Below are 11,221 nucleotides of genomic sequence, written 5' to 3'. Positions count from 1 at the left end.
CAGCGCCTGGCCGCGCTGGAGGGCACCGAAACGGCCATCGGAACGTCCAGCGGTATGTCCGCGATTCTGTTGATGTGCCTGGGCTTGCTCAAGGCGGGCGACCATGTGGTGTGTTCGCAATCGATGTTCGGCTCCACCATGAAGCTGATCGGGGGCGAGTTGGCCCGGTTTGGCGTGCAGTCGAGTTTTGTGTCGCAAACCGATGTGGCTGCATGGCAGGCTGCCGTGCGACCTGAAACGCGGCTTCTCTTTGCAGAAACGCCCACCAATCCGCTGACTGATCTGTGCGACATCCAGGCGCTGGCGCACATTGCGCATGGTGCGGGTGTTTTGCTGGCCGTGGATAACTGCTTCGCATCGCCTGCGTTGCAGCGTCCGGCCAGCCTGGGGGCGGATCTGATCATCCATTCGGGGACCAAGTTTTTGGACGGGCAAGGTCGTGTGATGGCCGGGGCCGTGTGTGGCCCGCGCGCTCTCATCGACGACAAGCTGGCACCCCTGATTCGCAGTGCGGGCATGAACCTTTCGCCGTTCAATGCCTGGGTGGTTCTCAAGGGCATGGAAACACTGTCGATCCGCATGCAGGCGCAAAGCGCCGCGGCGTTGCAGCTGGCCTCGTGGCTGGAGGCGCATCCCGCTGTGGCCCGGGTGTATTACCCGGGACTGGCGTCGCACCCCCAGCATGCGCTGGCCATGCGCCAGCAGTCGGGTCTGGGGGGCGCTGTGCTGTCGTTTGATGTGCGCGCGAGCGATGCTGCTTCAGGGCGGTCACGCGCCTTCCATGTCATCGACAGCACGCAGGTGTGTAGCATCACCGCCAATCTGGGCGATACCAAGACCACAATCACCCATCCGGCCAGTACTTCACATGGCCGGTTGACGCAAGAACAGCGCCAGGCCGCCGGCATCGGACAAGGCCTGATCCGCGTGGCCGTGGGCCTGGAACATATTGAAGATCTGAAAAACGACCTCGCACGGGGTCTGGATTCCCTGACATGACAGCGCAAGCAAACCCATCCTCCGGGCGTATTCGCACCCGTTTCGCCCCTTCGCCCACGGGATTCATCCATTTGGGCAACATCCGTTCGGCACTCTATCCGTGGGCATTTGCGCGCGCGACGGGCGGCGACTTCATTCTGCGCATCGAGGACACCGACGTGGAGCGCTCGACCCAGGCGGCCGTGGATGTCATTCTGGAAGGAATGCACTGGCTGGGCATGGACCCCGATGAAGGCCCGTTCTACCAGATGCAGCGCATGGACCGGTACAAGGAGGTGCTGGCCCAGATGGTTGCTGCAGGGCACGTCTACCCTTGCTACATGAGCGTTGCCGAGCTTGATGCACTGCGCGAGGCGCAGATGGCCGCCAAGGAAAAACCCCGGTATGACGGCACCTGGCGGCCCGAGCCTGGCAAGCAATTAGCCCCCGTGCCCGAGGGTGTGCAACCTGTGCTGCGTTTCAAAAATCCACAGGGCGGGGTGGTGGCCTGGGAAGACAAGGTCAAAGGCCGTATCGAGATTCGCAACGACGAACTCGATGATCTCGTGATTGCGCGGCCCGATGGCACGCCCACCTATAACTTCTGCGTGGTGGTGGACGATATCGACATGGCCATTACCCATGTGATCCGCGGTGACGACCATGTCAACAATACCCCGCGCCAGATCAACATCTTCAAGGCGCTGGGCAAGGAGCCGCCAGTGTACGCACACCTGCCCACCGTGCTCAATGAGCAAGGTGAAAAAATGAGCAAGCGCAACGGTGCCAAGCCGGTGACGCAATACCGCGACGAAGGCTACCTGCCCGACGCCATGGTGAACTACCTTGCCCGCCTGGGGTGGAGCCATGGTGATGATGAAATTTTCTCGCGGGCGCAGTTCCTGGAATGGTTCAACCTCGATCATTTGGGGCGCAGTGCCGCACAATTTGATGATGCCAAGCTGCGCTGGGTGAACGCACAGCACATCAAGGCCACCAACGACGATAGCTTGGCCGCTTTGGTCGCTGCTCAGTTAGTCCGGCGTGGTATTGCGGCAGATGCGCTCAATGATGGCCGTCTGCCTCGCATCTGTGCCTTGTTCAAGGATCGTTGCGACACTACTGTCGCGCTGGCGGACTGGGCCCAGTTGTTCTATGGCGATACGGTGACTCCGTCGCAGGAAGATTTGGATAAGCACGTCACGGCAAGCGTGCGCCCTGCGCTGAAGGCGCTGGCGACGGTGTTGCAGAGCTGCGCGTGGGACAAGGCGTCTATCGCTGCAGCCTTGAAGGAGGTGCTGGCCTCCCACAGTCTGAAAATGCCACAGCTGGCCATGCCGGTGCGTGTGCTCACGGCGGGCACGGCGCACACGCCTTCCGTGGATGCCATGCTGGAGTTACTGGGACGCGAAAAAGTTGTGGATCGATTGAAAAAGGTTTGAAAAAGCAGTCTATAATTCAAGGCTCAGAGAATGAAAGCAACCAATGATTGCGGTTGTTCGATGTGGGGGGTATAGCTCAGCTGGGAGAGCGCTTGCATGGCATGCAAGAGGTCATCGGTTCGATCCCGTTTACCTCCACCACAATTTGTTATCGGTTAGTTCCAAGGTTTTGACCCCATCGTCTAGAGGCCTAGGACATCACCCTTTCACGGTGAGTACCGGGGTTCGAATCCCCGTGGGGTCGCCAAGTTGTAGCGCTTGGCTTGTGTTGAGAAATGCAAGCGAAAGCTGCCTGCCAGGAGTGGTAGTTCAGTTGGTTAGAATACCGGCCTGTCACGCCGGGGGTCGCGGGTTCGAGTCCCGTCCACTCCGCCAGTCAAAACCCTTGCAGGTCTTTGATATGCAAGGGTTTTTCTTTGGTAAAAGCCAAAGTTTCGTGGGGGTATAGCTCAGCTGGGAGAGCGCTTGCATGGCATGCAAGAGGTCATCGGTTCGATCCCGTTTACCTCCACCACAATTTGTTATCGGTTAGTTCCAAGGTTTTGACCCCATCGTCTAGAGGCCTAGGACATCACCCTTTCACGGTGAGTACCGGGGTTCGAATCCCCGTGGGGTCGCCAAGTTGTAGCGCTTGGCTTGTGTTGAGAAATGCAAGCGAAAGCTGCCTGCCAGGAGTGGTAGTTCAGTTGGTTAGAATACCGGCCTGTCACGCCGGGGGTCGCGGGTTCGAGTCCCGTCCACTCCGCCAGCATTGAAAAGCCGCCAGTCGCAAGATTGGCGGCTTTTTTTTGAATTAAATTGGCCTCCTGCGCTTGGAGTACAAGCGCAGGAAGCTATCAAAAGAGAAGCAAATCAGCGCGGCGCCAGGCGAATGGCTCCATCCAGGCGGATGACTTCGCCATTGAGCATGTCGTTTTCAAAGATGTGTTGAACCAGTTTGGCGTAGTCTTGAGGCGTTCCCAGGCGGCTTGGGAAGGGCACGCCAGCGGCCAAGGCATCCTGCACTTCCTGGGGCATGCCAAACAGCATGGGCGTGCCAAAGATACCAGGGGCGATGGTCATGTTGCGGATTCCATTGCGGGCCAGGTCACGGGCAATGGGCAATGTCATGCCCACCACGCCGCCCTTGGAGGCGCTGTAGGCTGCCTGGCCAATCTGGCCGTCGTAGGCAGCGACGCTGGCGGTGGAAATCATCACGCCGCGCTCGCCGGTGGATTCGGGGTCGTTCTTGCTCATGGCTTCGGCCGCCAGGCGGATCATGTTGAAGCTACCAATCAGGTTGACCGTGATCGTCTTGCTGAAAACGGCCAGTGCATGCGCGCCATTTTTGCCCACGGTCTTTTCTGCTGGAGCGATGCCTGCGCAGTTGACCAGGCCCATGAGTTTGCCCATGGAAACTGCCTGTGCCACCACGGCCTGGCCGTCGGCTTCGCTGCTGACATCGCACTTCACAAAGGCGCCACCAATCTCCTGAGCAACCGCTGTGCCTTTTTCGACCTGCATGTCAGCAATGACCACCTTACCACCCTGGGCTGCCAGCATGCGTGCCGTGCCTTCACCCAGGCCCGATGCGCCGCCGGTCACGATAAATACCTTGCCCTTGATTTCCATGTTGAGTCTCCAGTGAATGACGTTGACGTAAACGTCAATTATTACCGATGTCGTGCGCATAAAAATGCCCGGTCGGTGCCGGGCATGGGGAGAGCCTGGGGCTCCTGGGTGTTGTGGCCTGGCCGATTATTTGAAACCTACGCGGTCCAGCATTTGCTGCACCTTGGTCACATTGGCGCCCACGGCGCTGATTGGAATGGTTTCGCTCTTGAAGGGCGTACCACCGGTCATGGCCTTGAGTGCCGGGTTGTCGATAGCGACGTTCTTGGCGGCGGGCCACTCGTTGTTGCCATTGGCGAAGTAGTTTTGTGCTTGCGGGCTGGCCAGGTATTCCAGGAACCGGATCGCGTTGGCAGGGTGCTTGGCGTGCCGTGCGACAGCGCCTCCTGCAATGTTCATGTGGGTGCCCCAGGATTGCTGGTTGGGGAATACGACGCCCACTTTGTTGGCTACGGCCACGTCTTCTGGTTTGGACGAGCGCATCAGGCGTGCAAGGTAATAACTGTTGGTGACGGCGATCTCGCACTCACCCGATGCCACGGCCTTGATCTGGTCGGTGTCGCCGCCCTTGGGGTCGCGAGCCAGATTGGCGACCATGCCTTTGAGCCAGGCCTCGGCCTTTTCTGGGCCCATGTGTTCAGTGACCGCGCCAAACAGGCTCAGGTTGTAGGGGTGCGAGCCTGAGCGAATACACAGCTTTCCCTTGTTCTTGGGGTCGCCCAGTTCCTCGTAGGTGTCCACATCGGTCTTGTCGACCTTGACTTTGTTGTAGACGATGACGCGAGCCCGGGTGGACAGGCCAAACCATGAGATGCCGCCGTCGGCTGCTGGTGTGCTGCGCAGATGGGTGGGGATGGCGTCGTTCAGCAGCTTGGACTGGATTGGCTGGAATAGTCCGTCCACTTCGCCCTTGTACAAACGTGCGGCGTCTACCAGTAAAACTACATCGGCCGGCGATGCCGAGCCTTCGGCTTTAAGACGTGCCAGGATGCCTGCGTCGTCGGCGTCCACGCGGTTCACTTTGATGCCGGTGGCTTTGGTGAAGTCGTTGTACAAGGCCTCATCGGTGGAATAGTGCCGGGCCGAATACAGATTGACGACCTGGTCTTCAGCCAGGGCCGCACCCGCGGAAAGGCTCAGGAAACAGCCCGAAATCAGGGCGCGCAGAATCGTTTTGGACATGGATTGCATTGGAAATGTAGCGATTCCTCTATGCTAAAGCAAACGCGAACAATTCGCAATTGAATTGTGGGGTTCAGTGATGTCCGCTTGTCTGTTCCGTATGTTGTCTGCAAAGCCTTCAATGGCCCATTCAAACGAAAGGCCAAAAAAAAGCCCAGTCTTGCAACCGGGCTTTGAAAGGATCCTGAAACGGGGGTTTCGAGAGGATCCAAGGAGACAACTGGAGATCCCTGATTTCTCAAGGAGCTGTCCGCATTATGCGGGTAATCCCTTGCTGGCGCCTAGAGAGATTTCTCCAGACGTCGTGTATTAACGCTTGCGTGGAGCAGCGGTCTTGGCTGCGTCGGCAGCCGATGCGGCCACGGCGTTGAAGTTGGCTTCGGCAGCGTCGGTCGCTTGTTTGACGGCCTTTTGAACCGACTCAAAAGCGTTGTTGGCAGCAGAGACGGCGCTCTTCATCACGGCCACAGCGGTTTCTGAGCCTGCGGGGGCGTTCTTGGTAGCGGTGTCGACCAGGTTGGCGATGTTCTTCTGGGCTTCGGTGGTTTTGGCTTCCACGGCCTTGGTGAACTCGCTGCCGGTGCCCGAAGCGATGTCGTACAGGTGACGGCTGTAAGAAGCAGTCTTTTCAGCCAAGGGCTGGAGGATGCCGGCTTGCAGAGCCATCAGCTCTTGAACGTCCTTGACGCTGAAAACGGCTTGGGCGTGGCTGGCGGCTTCGTTCAGTGCGGCGCGCGAAGCGGTCACATTGAGTTCAACCAGTTTTTCCACGCCTTCAAAAGCCTTGCTGGTCAGGCCGAAGAGGGTTTCGATGTTGGCTTTGTGTGCGGCCAGGATTTGTTCGGTAGTCAGCGACATGTCATATCTCCTAAAAGTGGTGCCTGGCGAATCCCAGGGGTTACAGACATCTGCGCTGATCAGAACCAGGTGGTTATGTTGCAGTGCAGCATGATGCGAATTCTACGCTGTTGCAGGCTGAATGCAAGCGAAATTGTTGCAATGCAGCATTTTAGGGAGGTGACTTTACAAACTGATGCCAGCAACTCTGCCGGGCTTCGGGTGCCGAAAGCTGCAAAAGCGGTGCGTTGGTACGGTTTCTGTCCTCCATTCCGTCATCATTAAAATTTCGCGGCCAAGTGCGGCGGCTCAGTAGGGCGGTTCACCAAGGTGACGGTCGCCGCTGTCACCGGAGCCTCGGCGCTGGCAGAATGGCCACCCATGAACCACGCGGCCTTACCCGCGCGCCCGGCACCGGTGTCGCGCAGTGCTTACCCTGTCTTTCGCACCATCACCACCCGCTGGATGGACAACGACGTTTATGGGCATGTCAATAACGTTGTTTACTACAGCTGGTTTGATACGGCGGTGAATGCCTATCTGATTGAACAGGGCGTGCTGGACATTCATACGGGTGCCACCATTGGCCTGGTGATTGAAACGCAATGCAATTATTTTGCGCCCCTGGCGTTTCCGCAGACGGTGGAGGCGGGTATCCGTGTGGCGCGCCTCGGTTCGTCCAGTGTGCGCTACGAGGTGGGCCTTTTTGCGGCTGGAGAGCCTCTTACGGCCGCGGCTGGGCATTTCATCCATGTCTATGTCGATCGTGCAACGCGCCGTCCGGTGTCCGTGCCGCCGTCTCTGCGTACGGTGCTGGAGACTTTGCTGATCAAGGACTGAGGGGCGGCCTGGGCGCAGCAGACGGCGTAGCGGGACTTCCTGACAGAAGGTTTGCAAGGGGGCTTGCCTATGGGGCTATGGCGTCCATGGGAAGAAACCTCGCCTACACTTTGAGGCAGCGTTCGCCGGGTTGGTGAGATGGGGATCTCTCGGCCGCTGCCGTCATGCCTTGTGGGGTGGCTGGGCCGATTTTTGCCTGGACACCTTGCACTTCCGTGTTGGCCGTGTGGCGACCGCCCAGTCTGTGGTTCCAACAAAAGATAGGGAGACAAACCCATGAAACTTTTTCGCTGGCTCACCTTGGCCGTTCTTGGGGCGCTGCCCAGTCTGGCCATGGCGGCAGACATTGATGGCAGTGCGTTGCCGCTGTGGTGGGGCATCCCCTTTGCGGGTATTTTGCTGTCCATTGCCCTCGTACCGCTGATGGCGCCGATTTTTTGGCACCACCACTTTGGCAAGGTGGCTGCTGTCTGGGGATTGCTGTTTCTGGTGCCGTTTGCCCTGGTTTTCGGCCCCGGTCTGGCGGGCGCAAGCCTCGTGCATGCCTTGCTGGCGGAGTATCTGCCTTTCGTCATTCTTTTGACGGCGCTGTTTACCGTGGCAGGCGGTATCTATATTCGCGGCAACCTGCATGGCAGTCCGGCGCTCAACACCACCATCCTGGCCATTGGCGCCGTGCTGGCCAGCTTCATGGGTACAACAGGGGCGTCCATGCTCCTGATCCGCCCCCTGATCCGTGCCAACGACAACCGTGCGCACAAAGCGCATGTCGTGGTTTTCTTTATCTTCATCGTCTCGAACGCAGGGGGCTCACTGACCCCGCTGGGCGATCCGCCGCTATTCCTGGGTTTCCTCAAGGGCGTGGATTTTTTCTGGACGGTGAGCCACATTTTCCAGGAAACGCTGTTTCTCGTGGGTACGTTGCTGGTTCTGTTCTTTGCGCTCGACAGTTGGTTCTTCCGCAAAGGCGGGGAAGTTACGAAGTCGGACCCTACGCCTGATACGCGCGCGATTGGTTTTGACGGCAAACTCAATTTTGCCCTGCTGGGCGTAGTGGTTTCCCTGGTGCTGCTCAGTGGATTCTGGAAGTCGTCTGTTGTCTTTGATATCGCAGGCACCGAAGTCGGGCTGCCCGGCATCGTGCGGGACATCGGTTTGTTGATGGTCACGGGCCTCTCCCTTTGGCTCACGCCCAAGCTGGTGCACGAGAAAAACCAGTTCGGCTGGGGTCCCATGCAGGAAGTCGCCAAGCTGTTTGCGGGCATCTTTCTGACCATCATTCCGGTGATCGCCATGCTCAAGGCGGGCGTGAATGGCCCGTTTGGCGCCATCGTCAGTGCGGTGACCCGGCCCGATGGTTCACCCGATCCGGCCATGTATTTCTGGGCCTCCGGGATTTTGTCTTCGTTCCTCGATAACGCGCCGACCTATCTGGTGTTCTTCAACACGGCAGGCGGCGACCCCGCGGTGCTGATGACCACATTGGCCCCCACGCTGGCCGCCATCTCGGCGGGTGCTGTATTCATGGGGGCCAACACTTACATTGGTAACGCACCCAACCTCATGGTCAAGGCCATTGCCGAAGACCGCGGCGTGAAAATGCCCAGCTTCTTCGGCTACATGCTCTGGTCGTGTGGTATTTTGGTACCACTGTTCGTGTTGATGACCTTCATCTGGTTCCGCTGATCAATGGGCGCCACCATGGACAAACCCGCAATCCTGGTGGCGCGTGCCATCTTTCCCCAAGTGCTGGAAAAGCTTGCTCAGCACTTCTGTGTCGACTCAAACACCGACGATCGAGACTGGACGCCAGATGAATTGGTAAAGCGCCTGCAAGGCAAGGTGGGGGTACTCACTACAGGTGGCCAGCGCATCGATGCCGCACTGCTTGCCGCGTGCCCGCAACTGCGCATCGTGGCCAACATGGCCGTGGGGTACAACAATTTTGATCTTGATGCGATGACGCGGGCGGGAGTGCAAGGCACCAACACTCCCGACGTGCTGACCGAAACTACGGCCGACTTCGGCTTTGCCCTGCTGATGGCCACGGCCCGCCGCATAACCGAAAGCGAGCATTACCTGCGCGCAGGCCTGTGGAAAGACTGGCGCTACGACATGTTTGCTGGCGCCGAGGTGCATGGCAGCCGCTTGGGCATCATCGGCATGGGGCGCATCGGGCAGGGCATTGCACGGCGCGGTGCGCACGGCTTTGGCATGGACGTGGTTTATCACAACCGCTCGCGCCTGCCATCCGACCTGGAGGCCGCCTGCAAGGCGCGCTACGTAGCCAAGGACGAGCTGCTGCGCACGGCTGACCACGTGGTGCTGGTACTGCCTTACACGCCAGCATCGCACCACACCATCGGTGCGGCAGAACTCGCGTTGATGAAGTCCACGGCCACCTTGGTCAACATCGCGCGCGGCGGCATCGTGGATGACGCTGCGCTTGCCACCGCCCTGCGCGAGCGCCGCATCGCCGCTGCCGGGCTGGATGTTTTTGAAGGCGAGCCACAGGTGCACCCAGACTTGCTGGCAGTGCCCAATGTGGTGCTCACACCGCACATTGCCAGTGCGACTGTTGCGACGAGACGCGCCATGGCCATGCTAGCAGCAGACAACTTGATCGCCTTCTTTGACGGGCGCGGTGCGCTGACGCCGGTGAACACGCTTGCTACATAAAATACCAGTCAAAATGGCCATAAACGCTTATGCAGTAAGCGTAAAAAGCTATCAAAATGAAAGCGAATACCTTGGGTTTTGACCCCATGACCGTGCTGGCGATGGTCTTGCTGGCCCTGGCTGCCTTGTGCCTGGGCTGGCTTTGGGGTGCCGCCCGTGCGCGCCGCGAGGCGGCTGCACAGCATGAGCAGATTGCAGTCCAGGCACGTCGCCAGGCGCAGATGGAAGTGCAGGCCACCGCCAACGCCCACATCGCCACCGCGCAGGAGCGGGTGCGGGGCCTGGAGGCCGAGCGCGTTAGCCTGCTGGGCGAGCTGCAGCACATCCGGGCGCAGGCCGCGGATTGGCGTCAGGCGCTGGACCTGGCACGCGACGACAGGGCCCAACTGGCCGAGCGCGCGGCCCGCGTGCCGACCTTGGAGGCCCAGGCGCAGGACCAGGCTGCGCAGACCCAGGCGGCGCGCCAGCAGGTCGCCGAACTGCACAGCCAGCTGGCCGTGCTGGCCGCGCAAATGGACGCCCAGCGCCGCGCATCTGAAGAAAAACTGCAGCTTTTGAGCGAGGCGCGTGAGTCGCTTACCCACCAGTTCAAAAGCCTGGCCAACGACATTCTTGAAGAAAAAGGCAAGCGCTTTGCTGAGCAGAACCAGCAAAGCCTGGGTCAGTTGCTCGACCCCTTGCGTGCGCGCCTGCAGGAGTTCCAGGGCAAGGTGGAGTTGTTCTACGACACCGAAGGCAAACAGCGCTCCGCCCTGTCACAGCAGGTGCACCAGCTTATGGGCCTGAACCAGGCGCTGAGTGAGGATGCCAAAAATCTCACCCATGCCCTCAAAGGATCGACCAAGGCCCAGGGCAACTGGGGCGAACTGGTTCTGGATCGTGTACTCGAACTCGCTGGTCTGCGCCCGGGCATCGAATACGACGTGCAGGAAAACCACTTGCGTGACGACGGCACGCGCGCCCAGCCCGACGTGGTGATCCATCTGCCCGAAAACCGCCACCTGGTCGTGGACGCCAAGGTGTCGCTGATTGCCTACGAAGAATTTGCCAACGCCGAGACCGACTTGCAGCGCGCCGCCGCCCAGCGCCGCCACATTGAATCAGTGCGTCAGCACATCAAAGGCCTGGCCGAGCGCAACTACCAACAATTGCACGGATTGCAGTCGCTCGATTTCGTGCTCATGTTCGTACCCATCGAGCCCGCCTTCATGCTCGCCGTCACCAGCGACAGCCAGCTCTACAGCGACGCCTGGAACAAGAATGTGCTGCTGGTGAGTCCGTCCACCCTGCTGTTCGTCGTGCGCACCGTAGCCCACCTGTGGCGCCAGGAAGCGCAAAGCCGCAACGCCCAGGAAATCGCCAAGCGCGGCGCCGAGCTGTACGACCGCTTGGCCGGCTTTGTGGAAGATCTGGACAAGGTAGGCAAAAACCTGGGCCAGGCCCAGGATGCCTACACCAAGGCCTACAACAAGCTCAGCCAGAACAAGGGCAACGTAATCCGCCAGGCCGAAATGCTGAAAGAACTGGGAGTCAAGCCCACCCGTTCGCTGCCTTCGCCGCTGGTGGACAGGGCGCTGGACGACGATGCCATGCCGACACCGGCAGCGCCGACGCAGGAAACGGAGCCCGGGCCGCCAGTGGACTGAGTGTCT

The 11,221-nt window shown here is 59.7% G+C and carries 9 protein-coding genes and 6 tRNA genes; 12 read left to right on the top strand and 3 right to left on the bottom strand.

Annotation, left to right across the window (positions count from 1 at the left end; all coding sequences use genetic code 11):
• The 8 genes from ACYVOC_RS10255 to ACYVOC_RS10220 form a co-directional block, all read left to right on the top strand.
• Nucleotides 1-999: O-succinylhomoserine sulfhydrylase (locus ACYVOC_RS10255; protein WP_461161749.1), on the top strand; the 999-nt coding region annotated here is incomplete at its 5' end.
• Nucleotides 996-2,420, top strand: coding sequence for a glutamate--tRNA ligase (gltX, locus tag ACYVOC_RS10250; RefSeq protein ID WP_116004295.1), 1,425 nt, complete (start codon nucleotides 996-998; stop codon nucleotides 2,418-2,420). The genes ACYVOC_RS10255 and gltX, both read left to right, overlap by 4 nt.
• Before the next feature lie 65 nt (nucleotides 2,421-2,485).
• Nucleotides 2,486-2,561, top strand: a tRNA-Ala gene (locus ACYVOC_RS10245).
• Nucleotides 2,562-2,591: 30 nt separating this feature from the next.
• Nucleotides 2,592-2,667, top strand: a tRNA-Glu gene (locus ACYVOC_RS10240).
• Between the two features lie 51 nt (nucleotides 2,668-2,718).
• Nucleotides 2,719-2,795: transfer RNA gene (locus tag ACYVOC_RS10235), tRNA-Asp, on the top strand.
• Between the two features lie 63 nt (nucleotides 2,796-2,858).
• Nucleotides 2,859-2,934: transfer RNA gene (locus tag ACYVOC_RS10230), tRNA-Ala, on the top strand.
• A 30-nt stretch (nucleotides 2,935-2,964) separates the two neighbouring features.
• A tRNA-Glu gene (locus ACYVOC_RS10225) sits at nucleotides 2,965-3,040 on the top strand.
• 51 nt (nucleotides 3,041-3,091) lie between these two features.
• Nucleotides 3,092-3,168 (top strand) — tRNA-Asp (locus ACYVOC_RS10220).
• 104 nt (nucleotides 3,169-3,272) lie between these two features.
• Here ACYVOC_RS10220 and ACYVOC_RS10215 read toward each other — a convergent pair.
• The 3 genes from ACYVOC_RS10215 to ACYVOC_RS10205 all read right to left on the bottom strand — a co-directional run bounded on the left by ACYVOC_RS10215 (nucleotide 3,273) and on the right by ACYVOC_RS10205 (nucleotide 6,071).
• The gene (locus tag ACYVOC_RS10215) at nucleotides 3,273-4,031 is read right to left on the bottom strand and encodes a 3-hydroxyacyl-CoA dehydrogenase (protein ID WP_116004294.1); all 759 of its coding nucleotides are present in this window, start codon (nucleotides 4,029-4,031) and stop codon (nucleotides 3,273-3,275) included.
• 126 nt (nucleotides 4,032-4,157) lie between these two features.
• Nucleotides 4,158-5,213: an extracellular solute-binding protein gene (locus tag ACYVOC_RS10210; RefSeq protein WP_461161748.1), complete on the bottom strand. Its 1,056-nt coding sequence runs from the start codon at nucleotides 5,211-5,213 to the stop codon at nucleotides 4,158-4,160.
• Between the two features lie 309 nt (nucleotides 5,214-5,522).
• Nucleotides 5,523-6,071, bottom strand: a complete 549-nt coding sequence (locus ACYVOC_RS10205) for a phasin family protein (protein WP_116004293.1) — start codon at nucleotides 6,069-6,071, stop codon at nucleotides 5,523-5,525.
• A gap of 360 nt (nucleotides 6,072-6,431) precedes the next feature.
• On the opposite strand from ACYVOC_RS10205, the gene ACYVOC_RS10200 reads away from it, so the two are divergent.
• The 4 genes from ACYVOC_RS10200 to ACYVOC_RS10185 all read left to right on the top strand — a co-directional run bounded on the left by ACYVOC_RS10200 (nucleotide 6,432) and on the right by ACYVOC_RS10185 (nucleotide 11,215).
• A complete protein-coding gene (locus ACYVOC_RS10200; protein WP_116004292.1) occupies nucleotides 6,432-6,890 on the top strand; it encodes an acyl-CoA thioesterase in 459 nt (152 codons plus the stop codon).
• 276 nt (nucleotides 6,891-7,166) lie between these two features.
• Entirely contained in the window at nucleotides 7,167-8,576 is a 1,410-nt protein-coding gene (locus ACYVOC_RS10195) for a sodium:proton antiporter (RefSeq protein ID WP_116004291.1), read from the top strand.
• A 15-nt stretch (nucleotides 8,577-8,591) separates the two neighbouring features.
• On the top strand, nucleotides 8,592-9,569 hold the full coding sequence (locus ACYVOC_RS10190) for a 2-hydroxyacid dehydrogenase (RefSeq protein ID WP_116006081.1): 978 nt from the start codon (nucleotides 8,592-8,594) through the stop codon (nucleotides 9,567-9,569).
• Between the two features lie 56 nt (nucleotides 9,570-9,625).
• The gene (locus ACYVOC_RS10185; RefSeq protein WP_461161747.1) at nucleotides 9,626-11,215 is read left to right on the top strand and encodes a DNA recombination protein RmuC; all 1,590 of its coding nucleotides are present in this window, start codon (nucleotides 9,626-9,628) and stop codon (nucleotides 11,213-11,215) included.
• Nucleotides 11,216-11,221: the final 6 nt, after the last annotated feature.

This window comes from Simplicispira piscis (assembly GCF_054783455.1).
Note: the sequence above shows the minus strand (reverse complement) of the source record. Positions and strands in the feature narration are given on the sequence as shown.

Coding starts and splice junctions, on each gene's coding strand:
- ACYVOC_RS10185 (WP_461161747.1), top strand. CDS start 9,626: ATGAAAGCGAATACCTTGGGTTTTGACCCCATGACCGTGCTGGCGATG.
- ACYVOC_RS10195 (WP_116004291.1), top strand. CDS start 7,167: ATGAAACTTTTTCGCTGGCTCACCTTGGCCGTTCTTGGGGCGCTGCCC.
- ACYVOC_RS10205 (WP_116004293.1), bottom strand. CDS start 6,071: ATGTCGCTGACTACCGAACAAATCCTGGCCGCACACAAAGCCAACATC.
- ACYVOC_RS10190 (WP_116006081.1), top strand. CDS start 8,592: ATGGACAAACCCGCAATCCTGGTGGCGCGTGCCATCTTTCCCCAAGTG.
- ACYVOC_RS10210 (WP_461161748.1), bottom strand. CDS start 5,213: ATGTCCAAAACGATTCTGCGCGCCCTGATTTCGGGCTGTTTCCTGAGC.
- gltX (WP_116004295.1), top strand. CDS start 996: ATGACAGCGCAAGCAAACCCATCCTCCGGGCGTATTCGCACCCGTTTC.
- ACYVOC_RS10200 (WP_116004292.1), top strand. CDS start 6,432: ATGAACCACGCGGCCTTACCCGCGCGCCCGGCACCGGTGTCGCGCAGT.
- ACYVOC_RS10215 (WP_116004294.1), bottom strand. CDS start 4,031: ATGGAAATCAAGGGCAAGGTATTTATCGTGACCGGCGGCGCATCGGGC.